The organism is Streptomyces sp. NPDC085937, assembly GCF_044540535.1.
In the GTDB taxonomy this organism is placed as follows: Bacteria; Actinomycetota; Actinomycetes; order Streptomycetales; family Streptomycetaceae; genus Streptomyces.
On record NZ_JBITSH010000009.1, the window covers coordinates 117,184 to 139,955 of the forward strand.

Annotated in this window: 20 protein-coding genes; 3 read left to right on the plus strand and 17 right to left on the minus strand. The window is 72.3% G+C overall.

Annotated elements, in window-relative coordinates:
* Positions 1-2: 2 nt before the first annotated feature.
* The 6 genes from ACIF8S_RS20215 to ACIF8S_RS20240 form a co-directional block, all read right to left on the minus strand.
* Positions 3-515 carry a MaoC family dehydratase gene (locus ACIF8S_RS20215; RefSeq protein WP_400000531.1) on the minus strand — a complete coding sequence of 171 codons (513 nt, stop codon included), beginning with the start codon at positions 513-515 and terminating at the stop codon, positions 3-5.
* 5 nt (positions 516-520) lie between these two features.
* On the minus strand, positions 521-1,483 hold the full coding sequence (locus ACIF8S_RS20220) for a CoA ester lyase (RefSeq protein WP_349800083.1): 963 nt from the start codon (positions 1,481-1,483) through the stop codon (positions 521-523).
* Positions 1,480-3,507: a protein meaA gene (locus tag ACIF8S_RS20225; protein ID WP_400000533.1), complete on the minus strand. Its 2,028-nt coding sequence runs from the start codon at positions 3,505-3,507 to the stop codon at positions 1,480-1,482. The genes ACIF8S_RS20220 and ACIF8S_RS20225 overlap by 4 nt, the downstream gene beginning before the upstream one ends.
* A gap of 14 nt (positions 3,508-3,521) precedes the next feature.
* On the minus strand, positions 3,522-4,865 hold the full coding sequence (gene ccrA, locus ACIF8S_RS20230; protein ID WP_400000535.1) for a crotonyl-CoA carboxylase/reductase: 1,344 nt from the start codon (positions 4,863-4,865) through the stop codon (positions 3,522-3,524).
* Between the two features lie 379 nt (positions 4,866-5,244).
* Positions 5,245-6,060 (minus strand): TetR family transcriptional regulator, encoded by an 816-nt coding sequence (locus ACIF8S_RS20235; RefSeq protein WP_400000537.1) that lies wholly within the window; start codon positions 6,058-6,060, stop codon positions 5,245-5,247.
* A 163-nt stretch (positions 6,061-6,223) separates the two neighbouring features.
* Entirely contained in the window at positions 6,224-8,029 is a 1,806-nt protein-coding gene (locus ACIF8S_RS20240) for a 3-hydroxyacyl-CoA dehydrogenase family protein (protein WP_400000538.1), read from the minus strand.
* Positions 8,030-8,379: 350 nt separating this feature from the next.
* Between ACIF8S_RS20240 and ACIF8S_RS20245 the strand changes: the two genes are divergently transcribed.
* Complete coding sequence (locus ACIF8S_RS20245; protein ID WP_400000540.1) at positions 8,380-8,985, plus strand: adenylosuccinate lyase; 606 nt, start codon at positions 8,380-8,382, stop codon at positions 8,983-8,985.
* Between the two features lie 46 nt (positions 8,986-9,031).
* On the opposite strand, the gene ACIF8S_RS20250 is transcribed toward ACIF8S_RS20245, so the two are convergent.
* From ACIF8S_RS20250 to ACIF8S_RS20265, 4 genes are all read right to left on the minus strand, one after another.
* The gene (locus tag ACIF8S_RS20250; protein WP_400000542.1) at positions 9,032-9,556 is read right to left on the minus strand and encodes a GNAT family N-acetyltransferase; all 525 of its coding nucleotides are present in this window, start codon (positions 9,554-9,556) and stop codon (positions 9,032-9,034) included.
* Positions 9,553-9,951: a RidA family protein gene (locus ACIF8S_RS20255; protein WP_400000544.1), complete on the minus strand. Its 399-nt coding sequence runs from the start codon at positions 9,949-9,951 to the stop codon at positions 9,553-9,555. The genes ACIF8S_RS20250 and ACIF8S_RS20255 overlap by 4 nt, the downstream gene beginning before the upstream one ends.
* A 48-nt stretch (positions 9,952-9,999) precedes the next feature.
* Complete coding sequence (locus ACIF8S_RS20260) at positions 10,000-11,583, minus strand: alpha/beta hydrolase (protein WP_400000545.1); 1,584 nt, start codon at positions 11,581-11,583, stop codon at positions 10,000-10,002.
* A gap of 133 nt (positions 11,584-11,716) precedes the next feature.
* Positions 11,717-12,754: an Rv2578c family radical SAM protein gene (locus tag ACIF8S_RS20265; RefSeq protein WP_400000546.1), complete on the minus strand. Its 1,038-nt coding sequence runs from the start codon at positions 12,752-12,754 to the stop codon at positions 11,717-11,719.
* A gap of 158 nt (positions 12,755-12,912) precedes the next feature.
* Between ACIF8S_RS20265 and ACIF8S_RS20270 the strand changes: the two genes are divergently transcribed.
* Positions 12,913-13,359: an SRPBCC family protein gene (locus ACIF8S_RS20270; protein WP_231156288.1), complete on the plus strand. Its 447-nt coding sequence runs from the start codon at positions 12,913-12,915 to the stop codon at positions 13,357-13,359.
* Positions 13,360-13,547: 188 nt separating this feature from the next.
* Complete coding sequence (locus ACIF8S_RS20275) at positions 13,548-15,980, plus strand: MFS transporter (protein WP_400000548.1); 2,433 nt, start codon at positions 13,548-13,550, stop codon at positions 15,978-15,980.
* Positions 15,981-16,046: 66 nt separating this feature from the next.
* Here the strand turns inward: ACIF8S_RS20275 and ACIF8S_RS20280 are convergent, their stop codons facing one another.
* The 7 genes from ACIF8S_RS20280 to ACIF8S_RS20310 all read right to left on the minus strand — a co-directional run bounded on the left by ACIF8S_RS20280 (position 16,047) and on the right by ACIF8S_RS20310 (position 22,723).
* On the minus strand, positions 16,047-16,946 hold the full coding sequence (locus ACIF8S_RS20280) for an alpha/beta fold hydrolase (RefSeq protein ID WP_400000550.1): 900 nt from the start codon (positions 16,944-16,946) through the stop codon (positions 16,047-16,049).
* Positions 16,943-18,010 carry a branched-chain amino acid ABC transporter permease gene (locus ACIF8S_RS20285; protein ID WP_400000552.1) on the minus strand — a complete coding sequence of 356 codons (1,068 nt, stop codon included), beginning with the start codon at positions 18,008-18,010 and terminating at the stop codon, positions 16,943-16,945. The genes ACIF8S_RS20280 and ACIF8S_RS20285 overlap by 4 nt, the downstream gene beginning before the upstream one ends.
* Positions 18,007-18,933 (minus strand): branched-chain amino acid ABC transporter permease, encoded by a 927-nt coding sequence (locus ACIF8S_RS20290; RefSeq protein ID WP_400000554.1) that lies wholly within the window; start codon positions 18,931-18,933, stop codon positions 18,007-18,009. Before ACIF8S_RS20290 ends, ACIF8S_RS20285 begins: the two co-directional genes overlap by 4 nt.
* Entirely contained in the window at positions 18,933-19,673 is a 741-nt protein-coding gene (locus tag ACIF8S_RS20295; RefSeq protein ID WP_400000555.1) for an ABC transporter ATP-binding protein, read from the minus strand. The genes ACIF8S_RS20290 and ACIF8S_RS20295 overlap by 1 nt, the downstream gene beginning before the upstream one ends.
* The gene (locus tag ACIF8S_RS20300; protein ID WP_400000557.1) at positions 19,670-20,410 is read right to left on the minus strand and encodes an ABC transporter ATP-binding protein; all 741 of its coding nucleotides are present in this window, start codon (positions 20,408-20,410) and stop codon (positions 19,670-19,672) included. Before ACIF8S_RS20300 ends, ACIF8S_RS20295 begins: the two co-directional genes overlap by 4 nt.
* A gap of 3 nt (positions 20,411-20,413) precedes the next feature.
* The gene (locus ACIF8S_RS20305; RefSeq protein WP_400000558.1) at positions 20,414-21,595 is read right to left on the minus strand and encodes a substrate-binding domain-containing protein; all 1,182 of its coding nucleotides are present in this window, start codon (positions 21,593-21,595) and stop codon (positions 20,414-20,416) included.
* A 234-nt stretch (positions 21,596-21,829) separates the two neighbouring features.
* Positions 21,830-22,723 carry an SDR family oxidoreductase gene (locus ACIF8S_RS20310; RefSeq protein ID WP_400000560.1) on the minus strand — a complete coding sequence of 298 codons (894 nt, stop codon included), beginning with the start codon at positions 22,721-22,723 and terminating at the stop codon, positions 21,830-21,832.
* Positions 22,724-22,772 lie beyond the last annotated feature (49 nt).

The following is a 22,772-nucleotide window of genomic DNA, read 5'->3' on the forward strand; positions in this document are numbered from 1 at the left end:
GCTTACTTCCCCTGTTCCCTCAGCTCGGGGCGGCCGGGCTGCTCGCCGCCGCGCTCCTTGATGTACGTCTCGGTCGGCACCATCACCTTGCGGCGGAACACGCAGACCAGGGTCCCGTCCTGCTTGTAGCCCTTGGTCTCGACGTACACGATGCCGCGGTCGTTCTTCGACTTCGACGGCCACTTGTCCAGGACGGTCGTCTGGCCGTAGATCGTGTCGCCGTGGAAGGTGGGCGCCACGTGCTTGAGCGACTCGATCTCCAGGTTGGCGATCGCCTTGCCGGAGATGTCCGGCACGCTCATGCCGAGCAGCAGGGAGTAGATGTAGTTCCCGACCACCACGTTCTTGCCGAAGTCCGTCGTCTTCTCGGCGTAGTTGGTGTCCATGTGAAGCGGGTGGTGGTTCATGGTGAGGAGACAGAACAGGTGGTCGTCGTACTCGGTGACCGTCTTGCCCGGCCAGTGCTTGTACGTCGCCCCGACCTCGAACTCCTCGTAGCTGCGTCCGAACTGCATGGTCCTCAGGCCTCCGGGATCTCGAACTTCGACGTGCGCCGCATGCCGGCGGCGCGGCCCTTGCCGGAGATGACCAGGGCCATCTTGCGGCTGGCCTCGTCGATCATCTCGTCGCCGAGCATCGCGGAGCCCTTCTTGCCGCCCGCCTCGGACGTGTAGTAGTCGTACGCGTCCAGGATCAGCTCGGCGTGGTCGTAGTCCTCCTGCGAGGGCGAGAAGATCTCGTTGGACGCCTCGACCTGGCCCGGGTGCAGCACCCACTTGCCGTCGAAGCCGAGCGCGGCGGCCCGCTGGGCGACCTCGCGGTAGCCGTCCACGTTGCGGATCTGCAGGTAGGGGCCGTCGATCGCCTGGAGGTCGTTGGCGCGGGCGGCCATCAGGATCTTCATCAGGATGTAGTGGTAGGCGTCCGCCGGGTAGCCGGGCGGCTGCTCGCCCACGACCAGCGACTTCATGTTGATGGACGCCATGAAGTCGGCCGGGCCGAAGATGATGGTCTCCAGGCGCTGGGAGGCCTGGGCGATCTCGTTGACGTTGTTCAGGCCCTGGGCGTTCTCGATCTGCGCCTCGATGCCGATCTTGCCGACCTCGAAGCCCATCGTCTTCTCGATCTGCGTCAGCAGCAGGTCGAGGGCGACGACCTGCTGGGCGGTCTGCACCTTCGGCAACATGATGCAGTCGAGGTTCTGGCCGGCTCCCTCGACGACCGTCACGACGTCCCGGTACGTCCACTCGGTCGTCCAGTCGTTGACGCGCACCACGCGGGTCTTGCCGGTCCAGTCGCCCTCGTTGAGGAACTTCACGATGGTGTGGCGAGCCTCGGGCTTGGCGAGCGGGGCGCACGCGTCCTCCAGGTCGAGGAAGACCTGGTCGGCGGGGAGGCCCTGGGCCTTCTCCAGGAAGCGCGGGTTCGAGCCCGGTACCGCCAGGCAGGAACGCCGGGGGCGAAGGCGGTTGACCGTGGTCATGCGGGGACCTCCAGGGGGTCGAGCTTGTTCGCGGTGCGGATCTCGTCGACGATGCGGCCGATGATCCCGGTGATGTCGAAGTCCTTCGGGGTGAAGACCGCGGCGACTCCCGCGGCCCGCAGCTGTTCGGCGTCACCGCTGGGGATGATGCCACCGGCGATCACGGGAATGTCCGTGGCGCCGGCCACACGGAGCCGTTCGAGCACGTCCGGCACCAGCTGGGCGTGCGATCCGGAGAGGATGGACAGGCCCACCGCGTGGACGTCCTCCGCCAGCGCGGCGTCCACGATCTGCTCCGGGGTGAGCCGGATGCCCTGGTAGACCACCTCGAACCCGGCGTCGCGGGCGCGCACGGCGATCTGCTCGGCGCCGTTGGAGTGACCGTCCAGGCCGGGCTTGCCGACCAGGAAGCGCAGCTTGCCGACGCCCAGGTCCTTCGCCGTGAGTTCCACCTTCCGGCGGACCTCCGACAGGGGGGAGCCCTCCTCGGCGGCGACCGCCACGGGGGCGGACGACACCCCGGTCGGCGCGCGGAACTCGCCGAACACCTCGCGCAGCGCGCCGGCCCATTCGCCGGTGGTCACGCCGGCCCGGGCGCACTCCAGGGTGGCCTCCATGAGGTTGTCGGTGCCCCGCGCGGCCTCCTTCAGCTTCTCCAGCGCCTTGCAGGGGCGCGGGTGGTTGAAGGGCGGCTGGTAGCGGGTGTCGCGCCAGTGCTGCAGCGAGGCGATCACCCGGGCCTCGACCGCGGGGTCGACGGTCTGGATGGCGGTGTCCAGGTCCGCGGTGAGCGGGTTGGGCTCGGTGCCCTCGAAGGCGTTGACCCCGATGATCTTCTCCTCGCCGGACTCGATCCGCGCCCGGCGCTCGGCGTGCGAGGAGACCAGCTGGGACTTGAGGTAGCCGGACTCCACGGCGGCCATCGCGCCGCCCATCTCCTGGATCCGCCCGATCTCCGCCGTCGCCTCCGCGACCAGCTCCCCGACCTTCGCCTCGATCACCTTCGAGCCCTCGAAGATGTCGTCGTACTCGAGCAGGTCGCTCTCGTAGGCGAGGACCTGCTGGATGCGCAGCGACCACTGCTGGTCCCAGGGTCGGGGCAGGCCGAGGGCTTCGTTCCAGGCGGGCAGCTGCACGGCACGCGCGCGGGCGTCCTTGGAGAGGGTGACGGCCAGCATCTCCAGCACGATCCGCTGGACGTTGTTCTCCGGCTGCGCCTCGGTCAGCCCGAGCGAGTTGACCTGGACGCCGTAGCGGAAGCGGCGGTGCTTGGGGTTCTCGATGCCGTACCGCTCGCGGGTGACGGTGTCCCAGATGCGGCCGAAGGCGCGCATCTTGCACATCTCCTCGACGAAGCGGACGCCCGCGTTCACGAAGAAGGAGATACGGCCGACGACGTCACCCATGCGCTCCTGCGGCACCTGGCCGCTGTCGCGCACGGCGTCGAGGACGGCGATGGCGGTGGACATCGCGTACGCGATCTCCTGCACCGGCGTGGCCCCGGCCTCCTGCAGGTGGTAGCTGCAGATGTTGATCGGGTTCCACTTCGGGATGTGGGAGACCGTGTACGCGATCATGTCGGTCGTCAGACGGAGCGACGGCCCGGGCGGGAAGACGTGCGTCCCGCGGGACAGGTACTCCTTGACGATGTCGTTCTGGGTCGTGCCCTGGAGCTTGGTGACGTCCGCGCCCTGCTCCTCGGCGACGACCTGGTAGAGCGCCAGCAGCCACATGGCGGTGGCGTTGATCGTCATCGAGGTGTTCATCTGCTCCAGGGGGATGTCCTGGAACAGCCGGCGCATGTCACCGAGGTGCGCGACCGGCACGCCGACCCGGCCGACCTCGCCGCGGGCGAGGACGTGGTCGGAGTCGTAGCCGGTCTGGGTCGGCAGGTCGAAGGCGACCGACAGCCCTGTCTGCCCCTTGGCGAGGTTGCGCCGGTACAGCTCGTTGGACGCCTCGGCGGTCGAGTGGCCGGCGTACGTCCGCATGAGCCACGGACGGTCCTTCTGACGCTCTGTCATGGTCCTGCCCGCCCTCAGACGTTACGGAAGCGGTTGATGGCGTCGATGTGCTTGGCCCGCTTCTCGTGGTCGCGCACGCCGAGACCCTCCTCGGGCGCCAGGCACAGCACGCCCACCTTGCCCTGGTGGAGGTTGCGGTGCACGTCGTACGCGGCCTGGCCGGTGTCCTCCAGGGCGTAGGTCTTCGAGAGCGTGGGGTGGATCTTGCCCTTGGCGATGAGGCGGTTGGCCTCCCAGGCCTCGCGGTAGTTGGCGAAGTGGGAGCCGATGATGCGCTTCAGGGACATCCACAGGTAGCGGTTGTCGTACTGGTGCATGTAGCCCGAGGTTGAGGCGCACGTGGTGATGGTGCCGCCCTTGCGGGTGACGAAGACCGAGGCGCCGAAGGTCTCGCGGCCGGGGTGCTCGAAGACGATGTCGATGTCCTCGCCGCCGGTGAGTTCGCGGATGCGCTTGCCGAAGCGCTTCCACTCCTTGGGGTCCTGGGTGTTCTCGTCCTTCCAGAACTTGTAGCCCTCGGCGTTGCGGTCGATGATCGCCTCGGCGCCCATCCTCCGGCAGATCTCCGCCTTCTGGTCGCTGGAGACGACGCAGATCGGGTTGGCGCCGCCGGCCAGCGCGAACTGGGTGGCGTAGGAGCCGAGGCCGCCGCTGGCGCCCCAGATGAGGACGTTGTCGCCCTGCTTCATGCCGGCGCCGTTGCGGGAGACGAGCTGGCGGTAGGCGGTGGAGTTGACCAGGCCCGGCGCGGCCGCCTCCTCCCAGCTGAGGTGGTCCGGCTTCGGCATCAGCTGGTTGGACTTCACGAGCGCGATCTCGGCGAGGCCGCCGAAGTTGGTCTCGAAGCCCCAGATGCGCTGCTCGGGGTCGAGCATCGTGTCGTTGTGGCCGTCGGAGGACTCCAGCTCGACGGACAGGCAGTGCGCGACGACCTCGTCGCCGGGCTTCCAGCTGTTCACGCCGGGACCGGTGCGCAGCACGACGCCCGCGAGGTCGGAGCCGATGATGTGGTACGGCAGGTCGTGGCGCTTGGCCAGGTCGCTGGTGCGGCCGTAGCGCTCGAGGAACCCGAAGGTGGACAGCGGCTCGAAGATCGAGGTCCACACCGAGTTGTAGTTGACCGAGGAGGCCATCACGGCGACCAGGGCCTCGCCGGGGCCCAGTTCGGGCAGCGGCACGTCGTCCAGGTGGATCGACTTGCGGGGGTCCTTGTCGCGGGTGGCGAGGCCCGCGAACATCTCCGTCTCGTCCTTGTGCACGGTGATCGCGCGGTACGACTCGGGGAGCGGCAGGGCGGCGAAGTCCTCCGACGTGGAGTCGGGCGACTGGATCGCGGCCAGGATGTCCTTGACGGTCACGGTGTTGCCTCCGGCGATGGGCGCCCTGAGGGAGGGGCGCTGAGGGTTACGTCGGTGTGCTGCTGAGGGTTGAGGGGTGCCGTCGGTTCGGCGGTGGTGCTTCGGCAGCGCGTGGTGTGCGCGGGAGGTTGCCTGTGACGCAGGCGCCGGACGTGCGGGTGGTGGACCCGCCGGGACTCGCCCGGACCTCTTCAACGTATGGCACGCCGTGTCAGTCGGCAAGGCACTGCGTGCCAGAACTTAGGCTCAGGTGAAATCTTTACGCATCAGATGAGCGATGATCGATCGAAACGGCCCGGAAACGCGGGCGAAAAGCGCCCCTGACATGGCAAAACGGCCACCCCGAGGGGTGGCCGTCATCACAGCGGTGGAGAGTGGTTCAGCGCTCCTTGAGCGCCTGCTCGATGGCCCGCATGACCTCGTCCAGCGGGGCATCGGTGCGGGCCACCGTCACCAGCACCTCGTCGTGCGCGGACGCCGTGACCGCGGCCGGCCCGGCCGGGGCGGCGGAGCGCCGGCCCGCCATGATCCCCGTGCCGAAGGTCTTCCGCACGATCGCGAAGGCGTGGTCCAGCTGCGCCTCCACGTCGCCCTGGCCGCCCGCCCGCAGCCAGCGCCGCAGCACGTGGTTGTGCGCCGTGACCACCGCGGACGCGGCGACCTCCGCGAGCAGCGGGTCGTCGTTGGCGTCGTCGTCGTGCGCGTGCTCGTCGAAGTGGCCCAGCAGATAGCGGGTGAACAGCCGCTCGTAGCGGGCCACCGAGGCGATCTCCGCCTCGCGCAGCGTGGGGACCTCGCGGGTCAGCTTGTAGCGGGCGACCGAGATGTCCGGCCGCGCCGCGTACATCTTCATGACTTCCTTGATGCCCCGGCACACCGTGTCGAGCGGATGCTCGTGCGCGGGGGCGGCGTTGAGCACCGCCTCGGCGCGGACCAGGGTGTCGTCGTGGTCCGGGAAGATCGCCTCTTCCTTGGAGCGGAAGTGGCGGAAGAACGTGCGGCGGGCCACCCCGGCGGCGGCCGCGATCTCGTCGACGGTGGTCGCCTCGTACCCCTTGGTCGCGAACAGCTCCATCGCGGCGGCCGCGAGCTCCCGGCGCATTTTCAGCCGCTGGGCGGCGGCACGCGAGCCGGCCGTGGACTCCGGCGGCTCGGTCGTGGCTGGCGTACGTACGGACTTGGCGGGCTGGGACATGCCCTGAACGTACTGCATGCGCGCAGCTCGGTGCGCGTGACCGGGGCTTCCCCCGCCCTCGGGGGGCGGGGGAGGGGCGGTGCCGGCGGGTGGCGGGAACCGGTCGGGATCCAGCAGCCCGCCCCACTCGGCACCGCCCGGGAGCGGCTCGCCGGGGAACCGCTCAGCGCTTGGCATATTCGCGGAAGCCACGGCCGGTCTTGCGGCCGAGGCAGCCCGCGGCCACCAGGTGCTCCAGCAGCGGCGCCGGGGCCAGACCCGGGTCGCGGAACTCGCGGTGCAGCACCTTCTCGATGGCCAGCGAGACGTCCAGCCCGACGACGTCCAGCAGCTCGAACGGGCCCATCGGGTAGCCGCCGCCCAGCTTCATCGCGGCGTCGATGTCGTCGAGGGTGGCGTAGTGCTCCTGCACCATCTTGATCGCGTTGTTGAGGTACGGGAACAGGAGCGCGTTCACGATGAACCCGGCCCGGTCCCCGCAGTCCACGGCGTGCTTGCGGATCCGCGCGCAGACCTCCCGCACGGTGGCGTGCACGTCGTCGCCGGTCAGGACCGTGCGCACCACCTCGACCAGCTTCATCGCCGGCGCCGGGTTGAAGAAGTGCATGCCGATCACGTCCTGCGGGCGCGAGGTGGCGCGGGCGCAGGCGACGACCGGGAGGGAGGAGGTCGTGGTGGCGAGCACCGCACCCGGCTTGCAGACCTTGTCCAGCGTCGCGAACAGCTGCCGCTTGACCTCCAGGTCCTCGGCGACCGCCTCGACCGCGAGGTCGACGTCGGCGAAGTCGTCGTAGGTGCCCGTCGCACGGATCAGGTCCAGGGTGCCCGCGGCGGCCTCGGCGGTCATCCGGCTCTTGTCGACCGACCGGGACAGCGACTTGCCGATGCGGGCCTTCGCCGCCTGCGCCTTCTCCTCGCTGCGGGCGGCCAGGACGACCTCGAAGCCCGCCTTGGCGAAGACCTCGGCGATCCCGGACGCCATCGTGCCCGAGCCGGCCACGCCCACCGAGCGCACCGGACGTCCGGCCACCGACGGGCCGTCCTCCCGCGGGGTGAGCGCGTCCCCGACGACCGTGCCGCTGCCCGGCGCCGCGTAGGTGTAGAAGCCCCGGCCCGCCTTGCGGCCGGTCAGGCCCGCCTCGCTGAGCTGCTTGAGGACCGGCGCGGGGGCGTGCAGCCGGTCGCGGGAGGCGGCGTACATGGCCTCCAGGACCGTGCGGGCGGTGTCGATGCCGATCAGGTCCAGCAGCGCCAGCGGGCCCATCGGCAGGCCGCAGCCCAGCCGCATCGCGGCGTCGATGTCCTCGCGTGAGGCGTAGTTGGCCTCGTACATCGCGGCGGCCTGGTTGAGGTAGCCGAACAGCAGGCCGTCGGCGACGAACCCGGGCCGGTCGCCGACCGCCACCGGCTCCTTGCCCAGGTCCAGGGCGAGGTTGGTGACGGCGGTGACGGCGGCGGGCGCGGTCAGCACGCTGGAGACGACCTCGACCAGCTTCATCGCGGGCGCCGGGTTGAAGAAGTGCATGCCCAGCACCCGCTCGGGGTGGGCGGAGTCGGCGGCCAGCCGGGTCACGGACAGCGCGTTCGTGCCGGTGGCCAGGACCGTGTCCGGCCGCACGACGCCGTCCAGCTCACGGAAGATCTGCTGCTTGATCTCGTACGACTCCGGCGCCACCTCGATCACCAGGTCGGCGTCGGCGGCGGCCGAGAGGCCGGTGGCGGTGGTGACCCGGGCGAGGAGCTCCTCGCGCTGCTCACCGGTCAGCCGGCCGCGCTCGACGGCGCGGGCGGTGGAGGCCTCCAGGGCGGCGACGCACTTCGCGGCCTGGGCCTCGCTGATGTCGATGCCGACGACGTCGCGGCCGGCGGCTGCCAGGACCTCGGCGATGCCGGTGCCCATCGTGCCGAGGCCGACCACGGCGATCGTCCGGAGCGGGGACAGGGGGGTGTCGGACAGGGGAGTGGCCATCGCGGGACTCCAGGAATGAGGGTGACGACGGAAGCCGCGCCCCGGTGCGCCGACAGGCGCACCGGGTGCGTGCTGGATGCGGGTGTTGGCCGGGCTGCGAGCGCACACGCCCGGTCCGCCGGCGAAGCGGCGGTGGATCCGACCGGCCCTGTCCCGGGGCCGAGCCGTACTGCGGTACACGGGGTACCGAACCGACTGCGACTCACTGCGGCCGCGTCACCAGACCGCCGTGAGGAGGGTGCGAGTGGGTAACTCGCTCGTCTGAGATTAACCCGCGGGTAACGAGCGCGCCAGCCCCCGGATTTGTGAGGTGGGTCCCGCGCCCGGTGTGATCCCCCTAACCTCGTCGCATGGACGAAGAGGTGCGAACGCTCACGGAGCGCTTACGGGCGGAGTCCGGCGGTACGGCCGCGTTCGAGCGGCTGGCCGCCACGGACGACCACGACGTCCTGGCCGGCGTCCTCACCGCACCCGGGCAGCCGTTGTGGGCGCGCGAACTGGCCGCGTTCCGGCTGGGGACCGCCGGGGACCGGCGGGCGTTCGAGGCGCTGGTGCTGCTCCTCAACCACCGCGACCCGCCGCGCTGCGCCGCCGCCGCGCACGCCCTCGCCCGCCTCGGCGACCCGCGCACCGCCCGCGCCGCGGCCGCCCTCGCCACCAACGAACTACGCGTCGCCTACGCCCTGCACCCGGTCCGTCTGCTCACCGAGCTGCGCGCCCCCGAGGCCGTCCCGGCCCTGATCACCACCCTGCGGAGGCGGCTGCGCCCCCAGGACCCCTACCGACGGGTCGCGCTCGCCTGCGTGGAAGGGCTGGGCGCGCTCGGTGACCCCCGCGCGGAGCCCGTCCTCGGCGAGGCGCTCGCCCACCCGGCACTGGCCCAGGCGGCGGTCCAGGCCCTGGCCCGCATCCCCCGCCAGGGGAGCGCGCGCGGCCGGATCCCCGGACAGCGCTGACGGGTGACGGCCCGTCACCCGCTGCCCGGCCCCGGCAGCGGGTCGCTCACACGAGTTCCCGCACGTACCGCACCTCGGGGACCGGGACCCCGGCCAGTTCGAAGTGCTCCTCGGCGCCGTCCGCCGTGTAGCCCGCGGCCGTGTAGAAGCGCCGGGCCCGCGCGTTGTCCCTCAGGACCCACAGGAACACCCGCCGGTGGCCGGCCGCCGCACACCGGCCGGTCACCTCGGTCAGCAGGGTGCGCCCCAGCCCCTGGCCGATGCGCTCCGGCGACACGTACAGCGCGTACAGCTCGCCGTCCTCGGTGCGCACGTCGCCGTCCCGGTACGGACCGTAGGCGGCCCATCCGGCGAGGGTGCCGTCCTCCGCCTCCGCGACCAGGTCGACCACGCTGCCGTCGCCGGCCGCCAGCCGCGCCCGCTGCCACTCGGCCTGCTCCCCGACGTCCATCCCGTCCAGGTACGCCTGCGGGACCAGCCCCCGGTACGCGTACCGCCACCCGGCGACCCGTATCCCGGCGACGCCCGCGCAGTCGTCGGCGGTCATCGGACGGATGCGCGGGCCGGTCATGCCGGGACCACCGCGAGAGCCTCGACCTCCAGGAGGAACTCCGGGCGGACCAGGGCGGCGACCTGGACGGCGGAGGCGGCCGGGAGGCGGTCGTCGGGGAGGTGGGCGGCGCGGGCCACGCGGACGGCCGGCATGTGCGCCATGTCCGTCACGAAGTAGGTGAGCTTCACGACGTCGTCGAACGTCGCGCCGACGGCGGCGAGGCAGCGACGGAGGTTCTCGAAGACCTGGCGGGCCTGCGCCCCGGCGTCGCCCTCACCGACGAGTGCGCCGTCCTCGTCCAGGGCGAGCTGGCCGGAGACGGCGACCAGGCGGCCGGTGCCCGTCACCACGTGGGCGTACTGGGCCGCCGGCGCCACTCCGTCGGGGGCGGGTATGCGTGTGAGGTGGGTCATGCGGATCATCATGGCCCACCGCCGCGCGCCACCGCCCCCTGATAAACGTCAGATGCGGGAGCCGAGCAGGCCGTGCAGGACCGAGCCGCGGGCCGTGCCGGGCGCCGCCTTCGACGTCAGCGGCTTCGGGTCGGGCAGCGCCGCGCACACCGCGTCGGCGTCCCCGTGACTGCCGCGCGGCACCGTGCCGTCGGCCAGGTAGGCCGCCAGGTGCCGGTCCAGGCAGGCGTTGCCGCTCAGTGTGATGCCGTGGTTGCCGCCGCCCGACTCGACCACCAGGGCGGAGCGCTCCAGCCGGCGGTGCACGGTGACGGCCCCCTGGTACGGCGTGGCCGCGTCGTCCGTGGCCTGGAACAACAGCGCCGGCGGCACCTGGCCGGTGGTGTTGATCCGCTCCGGGCGTACCGACCCGGTCGGCCAGAACGCGCACGGCGCGTTGTACCAGGCGTTGTTCCAGGACATGAACGGCGCCCGCTCGTACATCTCCCAGTTGTCCTTGCGCCACTGCGCCCAGTCCCGCGGCCAGCCGGCGTCCCGGCACTCGATCGCCGTGTAGACGCTGTAGCCGTTGTCCCCGGCGACGTCGTTCGCGCCGAAGTTGTCGTACGCCTCGACCAGCGGCTCGGCGTCCTCGTCGTTCACGTACGCGGCGAACGCCTCGGCGAGGTAGGGCCAGTAGCCGTTGTAGTAGCCGCCCGGGACGAAGGTGTCCTCCAGCTCGGCCGCGCCGACCTTTCCGCCCGCGGGGTTCTCCTTCAGCGCGGACCGCATCGCGTACCAGGCCGTCTCGATCTTCTCCGCGTCGGTGCCCAGGTGGTACGTCGCGTCGTACTTGGCGACCCAGTCCATGAAGGCGCGGTGGCGGGAGTTGAACGCCTGGTTCTGGTCGAGGTTGGAGTCATACCAGACGCCGGTGGGGTCGACCACGGAGTCCAGCACCAGGCGCCGTACCCGCTGCGGGTACAGCTTGGCATAGACGGTGCCGAGGTAGGTGCCGTAGGAGTAGCCGAAGTAGTTGATCCGCTCGGCGCCCAGGGCCTGCCGGACGACGTCCAGGTCGCGCGCGGCGGCCGTGGTGGTCATGTGCGGCAGCAGGTCCCCGTACTTCGCGCCGCACGCCTCGGCGAAGGACTTCGCGCGCTCCAGGTTGGCCTGCTCGACCTCGGGCGAGGTGGGCACCGAGTCGGGGCGCACGGCGTCGAAGTGGCCCGGCACGCAGTCCAGCGCCGGGCGGCTCTCGCCCACGCCGCGCGGGTCGAACCCGACGACGTCGTACTCGGCGGCGACCTTCTTCGGCAGCGACGCGGCGACGAACCCGGCGAGCGTCAGTCCGCTGCCGCCCGGACCGCCCGGGTTCACCAGCAGCGGGCCCTGGTACTTCTTCGCGGTGTGCGGGATGCGCGACAGCGCCAGCGTGATCGTGCGCCCGGAGGGATCGGCGTGGTCCAGCGGCACCTCGACGGACGCGCACTGCAGCGTCGGGTAGTCGTCGGTGCCGCACTTCTTCCAGGCGGGCGCGGCGGCGCGGAACGTCTCCGGGGCGTGCGGGGCGCCGGCCTCGGCGGGCACGGCCGTGAGGCCCGAGGCCACGACGGCGGCGGCGCCGCACAGCACGGCTGCGCGTTTTCTCATGGTTCTCCCAGGGCGATGTGCTGCGGACCGCGACACTCACGGCTCACGCGGCATCGTCCCGATGTGGCGCCCCACCTGAACGTGTTCGTTCAGTTCTTGACCCAATCGGGCCGCCGGATGCGCCCGGATGCCCTCAGAGCAGCGTCAGCTGGGTCGGCAGCTCCGCATCCGGCTCCGCGGGCGCCGGGGCCGGGACGCGGCGCCGGGCCTCCGCGCGGTCCGGGCCGATGCCGTACTCCCGGGCCAGGTCGTGCACCTGACGCGTGATCCGGCGCTGGTACCACCGGGGGGCGTAGGCGCCCTCGGCGTACAGCCGCTCGTAGCGGGCCACCAGGTGCGGGTGGTGCTCCGCCAGCCAGGACATGAACCACTCGCGGGCGCCGGGCCGCAGATGGAGCACCAGCGGGGTGACCGAGGTGGCGCCCGACGCGGCGATGGCCCGCACGGTCGCCCGCAGCTGCTCCGGCCGGTCGCCCAGGAACGGGATCACGGGTGCCATCAGCACCCCGCAGCCGATGCCGGCGTCCGTGAAGGCGCGCACCACGTCCAGCCGCCGTTCGGGCGCCGGGGTGCCCGGCTCGACCGTGCGCCACAGCTCCTCGTCGGTGAAGCCCACCGAGACCGAGACGCCGACGTCGGTCACCTCGGCGGCCTGCCGCAGCAGGGGCAGGTCGCGCAGGATCAGCGTGCCCTTGGTCAGGATCGAGAAGGGGTTCGCGTGGTCGCGCAGGGCCTCGATGATGCCCGGCATCAGCCGGTAGCGGCCCTCCGCGCGCTGGTAGCAGTCGACGTTGGTGCCCATCGCTATGTGCTCGCCGTGCCAGGAGCGGGAGGCCAGCCGGTGGCGCACCAGCTCGGGGGCGTTCACCTTGACCACGATCTGGCTGTCGAAGCCCAGCCCGGTGTCCAGGTCCAGGTAGCTGTGGGTCTTGCGGGCGAAGCAGTAGACGCACGCGTGCGTGCAGCCCCGGTAGGGGTTCACCGTCCACTCGAACGGCATGCGGGAGGCACCCGGCACCCGGTTGACGATGGAGCGGGCCCGGATCTCGTGGAACGTGATGCCGCGGAACTCGGGCGTGTCGAAGGTGCGGGTCGTGACCGCCTCCGCGCCGAACAGCGCGGTGTCGGCACGGCCGTGTTCGGAGTCCGGTGAGAGGTTCTCCCAGCGCATGACGCCTCCTCGGTGTCGCTGGCCACAGAATAGAACACATGTTCCCTTGATCGTGCGAGCGACATCTTCGGTCACTTCCGGAACCCCGATTTGGGCGGCCGGGCGCGGGGGTGGTTGGCTTGCCCCGACCCTGGAGAACCCAGCCCTGGAGGAAAGCGATGGCGCAGGTCGAGGCCACTACGGAGCGGATCGTCGCGGCGGACGCGGAGACGGTGTTCGATGCCCTCGCCGACTACAGCGGCACCCGCGCCAAGCTGCTGCCCGAGCAGTACAGCGAGTACGAGGTCCGCGAGGGCGGCGACGGTGAGGGCACCCTCGTGCACTGGAAGCTCCAGGCCACCAGCAAGCGGGTGCGCGACTGCCTCCTGGAGGTCACCGAGCCGACCGACGGCGAGCTGGTCGAGAAGGACCGCAATTCCTCCATGGTCACCACCTGGCGGGTCACCCCGGCCGGCGAGGGCCGCTCCCGGGTCGTCGTGACCACCGTGTGGGACGGGGCGGGCGGCATCGGCGGCTTCTTCGAGCGCACCTTCGCCCCCAAGGGCCTCGCCCGCATCCACGACGCCGTTCTGGCCCGTCTGGCCGCGGAGGTCGAGAAGCAGTAGGGGGGGCGCCGTCGTGCAGGAGGAAGCGGTCGCCGTCAACTCCGGCGCGCTGAAACGGAGTTCATTCTTCCGTCACCGGTTCGGGTGATCTCTCGGCGGACCGTCTCTGTGCCGTAACTCGTCGCGCTTGCTCGTAGTTGTCGCTTTTACGCGGGAATTGTCCGGCAGTGCGACGAGGGGAGCGGCACGTGGGCGGGATCACTCTGACGCAGGACGAGCCGGTCACGGCTCCATCGGCCGGGGGGCCGCCGCCCCCCGTGCCACCGGCCGGGGACCGGCCGTCCCCGGCCCCGGAGACCGGACCGGCCCTGAGCCCCGGCCGGGTCCGGCTGGTCTTCGTCGCCCTGATGCTGGCGCTGCTCCTCGCCGCCCTGGAGCAGATGATCGTCGCCACCGCGCTCCCCAGGATCGTCGGGGAGCTGCACGGCCTGGACAAGATGTCCTGGGCGATCACCGCCTACCTGCTCACCGCCACCGTCGGACTGCCGGTGTACGGCAAGCTCGGTGACCAGCTCGGCCGCAAGGGCGTCTTCCAGTTCGCCATCCTGGTGTTCGTCGTCGGCTCCGCGCTCGCGGGCCGGGCGACGACCATGGACCAGCTGATCGCCTACCGCGCGGTGCAGGGCGTCGGCGCGGGCGGCCTGATGATCGGCGTCCAGGCGATCATCGCGGACATCGTGCCCCCGCGGCAGCGGGGCCGCTTCATGGGCCTGATCGGCGCCGCCTTCGGTCTCGCGTCGGTCGCCGGACCCCTGCTCGGGGGCTACTTCACCGACCACCACTCCTGGCGCTGGTGCTTCTACATCAACGTGCCGTTCGGCCTCGTCACCATGGCCGTCGTCGCCGCCGTGCTGAAACTGCCCAAGCCGACGGGCCGCCGCCGCTTCGACGTGCTCGGCACCCTGCTGCTCACCGCCGCCTCCACCTGCGTGGTGCTGCTGACCAGCTGGGGCGGCACCGAGTACGCCTGGGGCTCCCGCACCGTGCTCGGCCTCGGCGCGGGCGCCGTCGCGGCCACCGCCGCCTTCCTGCTCGTCGAGCGCCACGCCGTCGAACCGCTCATCCCGCTACGGCTGTTCCGCGACTCCGTCTTCAACGTCACGGGCCTGGTGGGCCTGGTCATCGGCGTCGCCCTGTTCGGTGCCGCGAGCTACCTGCCCACCTACCTGCAGATGGTCGACGGGGCCTCGGCCACCGAGTCCGGACTGCTGATGCTGCCCATGATGGGCGGCATCGTCGGGACGTCCATCGTCTCCGGGCAGATGATCAGCCGCTCAGGCCGCTACCGCGGCCACCCCATCGTCGGCGCCGCCCTCTCCGTCGTCGGAATGTGGCTGCTGTCCCGGCTGGAGACCGACACCCCGCGGCTGCACTACAGCGTCTGGATGTTCGTCCTCGGCGCCGGCATCGGCATGGTGATGCCCGTCCTGATCCTCGCCGTGCAGAACTCCGTGCGCCCCGCGGACCTCGGCACCGCCACCAGCGCCAACAACTACTTCCGGCAGATCGGCGGCAGCGTCGGCGCCGCCGTCTTCGGCACCCTGTTCGCCGGCCGGCTCACCGACGCGCTCGCCGAGCGTCTCCCCGCCGACCTGGCCGGCGTACCGGCCGACGCCGAGTCGATCACGCCCGAGCTCGTGCACGCCCTGCCGCCCGAGCTGCGCGACGCCTACATCCAGGCCTACGCGGACGCCATGCCGCGCATCTTCCTCTACCTCGTGCCGGTGCTCGTCCTCGGCCTGCTCATCGCCTTCTTCCTCAAGGAGAAACCACTGGTGTCCCACCACACCCCCACCGCCGACCCGGCCCAGGAAGCACCGCGGTTCGACCCCCGCGTGCCCCCGGCCCGCTCCGCGCCCAGCGGCGGCATCCCCGTCTGCGGCACCGTCCAGCACCCCGACGCCACCCCCGTGCCGCACGCGGCCCTCACCCTCATCGACGTCTCCGGGCAGCAGACCGGACGCGGCGCCAGCGGCCCCGACGGACGGTACGCGCTGGCCACACCAGGACCCGGCTCGTACGTCCTGATCGCCGCCGCCGGCGGCCACCAGCCGCAGGCGGTCTCCGTGACCGTCGGCGAGCGGCCGGTCGAGCTCGACGTCGTCCTCGGCGGCGCCGGCCGGCTCGCGGGCAGCGTCCTCACCGCCGACGGCACCCCCGTGCGGGACGCCGCCGTCACCCTCACCAACGTGCACGGCGAGGTCGTCGCCAGCACCCGCAGCGGCCGCGAGGGCGGCTACGTCATCACCGAACTGGTCGCGGGGGAGTACACCCTCGCGGCCAGCGCCCCCGCCTTCCGACCGGCGGCCCTGCCGGTCACCGTGCAGGCCGCCCGCGAAACCCGGCAGGACGTGGAACTGGCGGGCGGCGCGGTGCTGCGCGGCACCGTGCGGGCCGGCGGCGGCCGGCCGGTGGAGGACGCGCGGGTGACGCTGCTCGACGCGGCGGGCAACGTCGTCGACACCCTCACCACCGGGCCCGACGGCACGTTCCGCTTCGTCGACCTGTCGTCCGGCGAGTACACGGTCATCGCCGCCGGCTACCCGCCCGTCGCCACCGTGCTCCAGGTGGCCGGCGGCGGACGCACCGAACGCGACCTCCAGCTGGGGCACGAGGACTGACCCTCCCCGCACCCCTCCCCGGTGGACCGGAGCCGCCCCCCTCCTCGGCTCCGGTCCACCGTCCTCTCACCCTCCGGCCGCCACGTCCGCCGCGTTCCGTACGGCGGCGGCGACCTCCTCGACGGCCGGCGGGAACAGGATCGAGTAGTGGTTCGTGCCGTCGATCCGGCGGGCCGGCATCCGCGCCGGGTCCAGGGCGGCCGCGGCGACGCGCCCGGCGTCGTACAGCGCCTGCGGCTCGTCGAGCAACCCCCGCTCGGCCCACAGCAGTTGACCGCGCACCCGCGGATGGTGCACGGCGTCCAGGACGTCCGGGTCGTGGAGCACGTCGGCGCCGTCCGCGCGCACCGCGTCCAGGACACAGCTGCTGTGCAGCTCGGGTGCCCGGCCCGTGAGGTCCCGTGTCACGTAGCCGGCCACGTACGGCCCCCAGTGCGGGGCGAGCGCCGGGTGGGCGCGGAAGAACGCCAGGTAGTCCTCCGCGCTCTCGAACGTCATCGACAGCCGGTCCATCGCCGGGCCGATCACCGCCTTCAGCAGCGCGTCGATGTCGGTGCCCGGGGGCGGCGGGAAGCCCAGCCCGCCGTCGACCAGCACCACACGCGGAAAGCGCTCGGGGTACCGGGCGGCGGCCAGCGCGGCGACGAACGCGCCCATCGAGTGGCCCACCAGTACCGCCCGCTCCAGTGCCAGGTGGTCGAGCAGCGCCACCGTGTCGTCGACGTGCGCGCCCAGCCCGTGCGGTCCCGGCAGTTCCGCGCTCCCGGCCCGGCCCCGCAGGTCGGGGGCGTACAGGTCGATGCCGGGCAGGGCGTCGGCCAGGGCGGCGAAGGCCAGCGAGTTGGCGGTGATGCCGTGCAGGGCGACGACCGGCGGACCGTCGCCCGGCCAGTGGGTGACGGCGAGCCGGCCGCCGTGGACCGGGACGGTCAGATCCCGCGCGAGGGCGGACCCGGACGTGGTCATGCGCTTCTCCTTCGGCCGAGGGCGGTGATGCCGCCGGGGGCCAGATAGACGGCCAGGACGAAGAGACTGCCCAGGATCAGCATCGGTTCCACCCCCAGGTCCCAGCCGCCGAGCCGCTGGTCGAGATAGGTGAACAGCACCCCGCCCACGACCGGCCCCCAGCGGGTGCCGCTGCCGCCCAGCACCACCATCACCAGCAGGGTGAGCGTGAACTCGGGTGTGGAGGTGTGCGGGGTGGCGCCCGCGGTGACCAGCAGGTGCAGCACCCCGCCGAGCACGGCCAGCGACGAGGCGAGCACGAACGCGCCGAGCTTGTGCGCGAACGGGCTGCGCCCGAGGACCGCCACCCGCTGCTCGTTGTCCCGGATCGCCTGCCAGACCCGGCCGGCCGGGCGGGCGGTGACCGTCCACACCACGGCGGCGACCAGGACCAGGTAGGCGAGCGCCAGCCAGTACACGTTCGCGGTGTTCCGCACGCCGACCAGGGCGTCCGGCACCCCGTCCACGAACAGCGGCAGGCCCTCCTCGCCGCCGGTGAGACCGCCCGGGTTGCGCTCCACGTAGATGGAGCCGGCCTGCGCGAAGGCCAGGGTGACCATCGCGAACCCCACGCTGCCGAGCGCGAGCGTGCGCAGCGACACCGCGCCCAGGACGCACGCGGCCAGCGCCCCGAGGACGAGGGTGAGCAGGGCCGCCGGCAGCAGGCTCAGGCCCAGCTCGGTCATGGCGAGCTGGGTGCCGTAGCTGCCGCCGGCGATGTAGAGGGCGTGACCGAAGGAGAGCAGCCCGGTACGCCCGAACATCAGGTCGTAGCCGAGCGCGAGCGCGCCGAAGACCAGGCAGAGCGCGAACAGTTGCAGCGACCCGGGGGAGTTGACCGGGCCGTCGAGCAGGACGGGGATGTCCAGTGCCGAGTACGGCAGCAGCGCGAGGACCAGCAGCACCGCCACCGGGACGGTCGCCGGACGCAGTCGGCGCAGCAGCCCGTGCCTCGCGCCCGGTGTGTCCTTCACGCTCGGCGCCGGGGCGGCGGGGGTGGTCCGCGGGGTACGGGTGGCGGTCATGCCGTGCCTCCTGCGGATCGGGTGCGGGGTGCGGTGAGCGCGCGGCGCAGCCGCGTCAGCGGCGACCCGGTCCCGGCGGCCGGCCGCGCCAGCACCACGGCGGCCAGCAGGAACACGACGGCCAGGTCGCCGTAGCCGCCCGCGTAGTAGTTCGCGTACTGCTGCACCAGGCCCACGCTGAGCGCGGACAGCGCCACGCTGGTGATGGAGACGAGACCGCCGATGATCACCACGACGAACGCGAACACCAGCAGCGACGTCCCCTGGTGCGGGGAAAGCGAGCCGAAGTAGAGGCCGCCGAGCACACCGGCGAGGCCCGCGAGGGCGCCGCCGAGCGCGAAGACCAGGGTGAAGGCGCGGGTGACGTCGATGCCGAGCGCCGTGACCATCGCGCGGTCCTCGACCCCGGCGCGGACGATCAGCCCGTAGCGGGTGCGGGACAGGAACAGGTGGATGCCCGCGAGGACCAGCAGCGCCACCGCGATCAGCAGGAACCGGTTCACCGGCACGCGCGCCCCGAGGATCCCGACGGTGCCGGAGAGCGCGTCGGGCACCGGGAAGGGCCGGGCGTCGGCGCCCCACACGGTCTGCACCAGCGCCGGGACGGCCAGCGACAGGCCGACGGTCACCAGGATCTGCTCCTTGACCCGGCCGTACAGCCGCCGGATCAGGACCAGTTCGACCACGGCGGCGAGCAGCAGCCCGGTGAGGGTGCCCACGGCGGCGGCGAGCAGCAGCCCCGGCAGCCCGCCGACCGTCCCGGCGGTGCGCCAGGCGGTGTAGACGGAGACGGTGAGGAACGCGCCGTGCGCGAAGTTCAGCACGTCCATCAGGCCGAAGATCAGGGCGAGTCCGGAGGCGATGAGGAAGTACAGGGCTCCGAGGCCCAGTCCGGTCAGGGTGAGCAGGACGAGGGTGTCCATCAGGCGGCTCCGTGGTCGGGGCGGCTGCCGACACCCAGCAGCGCGGTCGTACGGGCGGTGTCCGCGAGCAGGTCGCGGGCGTCGCCGGTGTGCACCACCCGGCCGGCGTCCAGCACGACCGCGCTGCGGGCCAGCCGGCGCACCACGGCGAGGTTCTGCTCGACCAGCAGCAGCGGCACGCGTTCGGCGGCCCGTTCCAGCACCTCGGCGGCCTCGGTGACCACACGGGGGGCGAGGCCCTTGGTGGGTTCGTCGACGACGACCAGGGCGTTGTCGTTGAGCAGGGTCCGGGCGAGGGCGACCATCTGCTGCTGGCCGCCGGAGAGGGTGCCGGCGCGCTGGCCGCGGCGGGCGGCGAGCTCCGGGAACAGGTCGTGCACCAGGTCGTAGTGGTGGGTCACCCCCGGGCGTTCGGCGAGGGCGAGGTTCTCCGCGACGGTGAGTCCGGCGAACACCCCGCGGTCCTCGGGGGCGTAGCCGATGCCACGGCGCACCGTGCGGTGGGTAGGTTCGTGGGTGATGTCATCACTGGCGAAGGTGACACGGCCCGCGGTCACCCGGCCGCCGTCGGGCAGCAGCCCCAGCACCGCGCGGATGGTGGTGGTCTTGCCCACGCCGTTGCGGCCCAGCAGGGCGGTCACCCCGGAGGCGGGGACGTCGAAGGTGACGCCGGTGAGGATGCGGGACCCGGCGATGTCCACGTCGAGGCCCTCGACGCGCAGGATCGGTGGCGCGGTCACAGCTCGTCTCCCAGGTAGGCCTGCTGGACGGTGGCGTCCGCCATCACCTCGGCGGGGCTCGCGGCGGCGAGCAGCCGGCCGTGGTGCATGACGGCGACCCGGTCGGCCAGGCCGAGCACCACGTCCATGTGGTGCTCGACCAGCAGCACGGTGCGGCCCTCGTCGCGGTGCAACGACCGGATCAGGTCGGTGAGTTCAGCGGTTTCCTCGGAGGCGACCCCGGCCATCGGCTCGTCCAGCAGCATCAGCCGGGAGCCGGACGAGCCCGCGCCGAGGGTGGGCGCGAGCAGCATCGCCAGCTCCAGCTTGCGTTTGTCGCCGTGCGAGAGGCCGGCCGCGAGGTCCGCGGCCCGGTGGGCCAGACGGACCCGGTCCAGGACGCCGGCCACGTCCGCCGCGCCGATCCGGCGCACCCCGGCCGAGCGGGCGGCCAGGTCGACGTGCTCGGCGACCGTCATGGTCGCGAACACCGACGACGACTGGAAGGTCCGTCCGACGCCCCGGCGCACCCGGCGGTGCGGGGGCAGCGCGGTGATGTCGTGGCCGTCGAGGCGGACGGCGCCGCCGGACGGCCGGGTCAGTCCGGTGATCAGGTTGAACAGGGACGTCTTCCCCGCTCCGTTGGGGCCGATGACGGCGAGGAGCTCCCCTTCGCGCACGGTGAGGGACACCTCGTCGATGATGTGCGCTCCCCCCACCGACCAGCTCAGCCGTTCCAGTTGCAGTACGGGCGTCATGCGTCAGCCGATCCTCGACTCGGCGGGGGCGACCTGCTCGGCGGAGAAGGTCCGCGACACGCGCGGTGCTCCCTCGCCGGTGAACCGCGCCTGGAACGTGGGCTGCAGCAGCGCGTGGTCGGCGGCCCGCACGGTGTTCGGCCCCTTCACCCCGGAGAACGAGAAGCCTTCGAGGGCCTTCACCATGGCGTCGGTGTCGCCCTTCGCGCCGCCCGCCCGGACCGCCTCGACGACCATCTGCGCGGCGTTGAACCCGTCCGGGGTGAACAGGTCCTCCTGCCACTTCTTCTTCCCGAAGTACGCCCGCATGGCCTTCGCCTCCGGGGTGGCCGCGGCGCCGGGCACGTAGTGCGCGAGCAGCGTCACCTTCTCCCGCGCCTTGCCGAAGACGGGGTAACTGGCCCTGCTGTCCAGGCCGGTGACGACGGTGGCGGCGTCCAGCACGCCCTGCTGGTCGAGGGTGGACCACATCGACTGGGCGGTGTCCCCGGCCCAGGCCACGAACACCATGTCCGGCCGGGCCGCCTTCACCTTGCTCGCCACGGGGGTCAGGTCGGTGGCGGCGGGCGGGGCCAGCACCTCGCTCACCGTGGTCCCGCCGGTGCCGAGGACGGCGGTGACGGCGGCGGCGTTGGCCTGCCCGAAGGCGTTGTCCTGGGCCAGCACGACGACCTTCCTGCCCGGGGAGTCGCCCAGGATGTGCTGGGCGGTCAGCACGTCCTGGTAGGTCTGGCGGCCGGAACGGAAGGTGTAGCGGTTCACACCGGTCAGCGCGTCGGTGGCGGCGGGCCCGCTAATGTAGAGGGTCTTGTTCTGCGCCGCGACGGGCGCGATCTGGGTGGCGACACCGGAGACCGCGGAGCCGGCGATGATCGGCACGCCCTGCCCGATGCGCTGCTTGGCGAGGGAGACGCCCTTGGCGGGGTCGCCGCCGTCGTCGTCCTTCAGCACCGTCACCTTGACGCCGTCGACGGTGCCGGTGCCGTCGGTCGCGTGGTCGAGGCCGGCCTCGAAGCCCCGCAGGTACTGCTCCCCGTACGAGGCCAGCGGGCCGCTGGTGGAGGTGATGAGGGCGACCTTCACCTCCTCGGAACCGGAGGCGGTGCTGCTGCCGGGGCTGGAACAGCCGGCGGTGAAGGCGGTGGCGAGCAGGGCCACGGCGGCCGGGAAAAGGGGTCTACGCATGACCGTACGGCTCCTCGATGCGACGGCGGACGACTCCAGCGGCACGATCGGTCACGGATGATCACTGTGCGCTGAGCGGTATCCGGCAGTGTGTTCCGCGCCAGATCCGGCCACAATGTGGCCCGCACACATGAGGGAGCGACCAACCATGGTGCGGGCCAACGTCGTTGCGGGCGTCCAGGCAGGGGGCCGTCGCGAGTGAACCGACGGCCGCGCGCCGTCCGGGGGCGTAGGTCAGGACGTGCGGCGGTGCCGCGCGGCCTCCTGGTCCGCGCGGCCCCCGGCGCCCAGCAGACCCGTCGCCTCGAACGGCCGGGAGGCGGCCAGCCGAGGCAGCTCGCGCCGGGACAGCGCCGTCACCACCGGCGGCATCGCCGCGCGCACCAGCTGGGTCGCGCGCAGCCAGCCCGGCACGTAGACCGACGGGCGGCGCCGCTGCACCGCGTCCACCAGCCGCCCCGCCACATGCTCCACCGGATACACCTTCCGGGCCGGGGCCGGCATGTGCCCGCGCAGTTCGCGCAGCACCGCGTGGTCGTCCACACCGCGGATCATGTCGGTGTCGGTCCAGTTGATGTAGGCGATGCCCACCCCCACGTGCCGGTGGGCCATCTCCGCCCGCAGGGAGTGCGCGAACGACTCCACGCCCGCCTTGGACGCGCAGTACGCGCTCATCAGCGGCGCCGAGCCGATCGACGCCAGCGACGCCACCTGGAGGAAGTAGCCGGCCGTGCCGGTCAGGTCCCCGACGAACGTGCGGGCGGTGGCCGCGCTGCCGATCAGGTTCACCTCGATCACCCGGCGCCACACCGCCGGGTCCGACTCGGGGAACGGCCCGCCCTCGGCGACCCCCGCGTTGGCGATCACGACGGACGGCGGGCCGAGACGCGCCCGGATGTCCGCGCCGGTCTCCGCCAGACCCCGGTCGTCGGTGACGTCGACCTCCCAGCAGCCGCCCTCGCCCGGCAGTTCCTCCCGCACCTGCCGCAGCGTCCGTTCCTCCCGCCCGAGCAACGCCACCTTCATGCCGCGCGCGGACAGCTCCCGGGCCAGTGCCGCGCCCAGCCCGCGCGCCGCCCCGGTGACGACGGCGGTCCTTCCCTCCAAGGGGTTCCGGGTGACCGGCATACGACGCTCCTGGTGCTCCGTGGCGGGCGTTCGTCCCGTTCACGGTAGG

Excerpts from the sequence above, each read along its gene's own strand:
- ACIF8S_RS20245 (WP_400000540.1), top strand. The coding sequence starts at position 8,380 with ATGGACGAAGAGGTGCGAACGCTCACGGAGCGCTTACGGGCGGAGTCC.
- ACIF8S_RS20220 (WP_349800083.1), bottom strand. The coding sequence starts at position 1,483 with ATGACCACGGTCAACCGCCTTCGCCCCCGGCGTTCCTGCCTGGCGGTA.
- ACIF8S_RS20215 (WP_400000531.1), bottom strand. The coding sequence starts at position 515 with ATGCAGTTCGGACGCAGCTACGAGGAGTTCGAGGTCGGGGCGACGTAC.
- ACIF8S_RS20290 (WP_400000554.1), bottom strand. The coding sequence starts at position 18,933 with ATGGACACCCTCGTCCTGCTCACCCTGACCGGACTGGGCCTCGGAGCC.
- ACIF8S_RS20250 (WP_400000542.1), bottom strand. The coding sequence starts at position 9,556 with ATGACCGGCCCGCGCATCCGTCCGATGACCGCCGACGACTGCGCGGGC.
- ACIF8S_RS20285 (WP_400000552.1), bottom strand. The coding sequence starts at position 18,010 with ATGACCGCCACCCGTACCCCGCGGACCACCCCCGCCGCCCCGGCGCCG.
- ACIF8S_RS20270 (WP_231156288.1), top strand. The coding sequence starts at position 12,913 with ATGGCGCAGGTCGAGGCCACTACGGAGCGGATCGTCGCGGCGGACGCG.
- ACIF8S_RS20255 (WP_400000544.1), bottom strand. The coding sequence starts at position 9,951 with ATGACCCACCTCACACGCATACCCGCCCCCGACGGAGTGGCGCCGGCG.
- ACIF8S_RS20240 (WP_400000538.1), bottom strand. The coding sequence starts at position 8,029 with ATGGCCACTCCCCTGTCCGACACCCCCCTGTCCCCGCTCCGGACGATC.
- ACIF8S_RS20310 (WP_400000560.1), bottom strand. The coding sequence starts at position 22,723 with ATGCCGGTCACCCGGAACCCCTTGGAGGGAAGGACCGCCGTCGTCACC.
- ACIF8S_RS20280 (WP_400000550.1), bottom strand. The coding sequence starts at position 16,946 with ATGACCACGTCCGGGTCCGCCCTCGCGCGGGATCTGACCGTCCCGGTC.
- ACIF8S_RS20300 (WP_400000557.1), bottom strand. The coding sequence starts at position 20,410 with ATGACGCCCGTACTGCAACTGGAACGGCTGAGCTGGTCGGTGGGGGGA.
- ACIF8S_RS20235 (WP_400000537.1), bottom strand. The coding sequence starts at position 6,060 with ATGTCCCAGCCCGCCAAGTCCGTACGTACGCCAGCCACGACCGAGCCG.
- ACIF8S_RS20305 (WP_400000558.1), bottom strand. The coding sequence starts at position 21,595 with ATGCGTAGACCCCTTTTCCCGGCCGCCGTGGCCCTGCTCGCCACCGCC.
- ACIF8S_RS20225 (WP_400000533.1), bottom strand. The coding sequence starts at position 3,507 with ATGACAGAGCGTCAGAAGGACCGTCCGTGGCTCATGCGGACGTACGCC.
- ACIF8S_RS20260 (WP_400000545.1), bottom strand. The coding sequence starts at position 11,583 with ATGAGAAAACGCGCAGCCGTGCTGTGCGGCGCCGCCGCCGTCGTGGCC.
- ACIF8S_RS20265 (WP_400000546.1), bottom strand. The coding sequence starts at position 12,754 with ATGCGCTGGGAGAACCTCTCACCGGACTCCGAACACGGCCGTGCCGAC.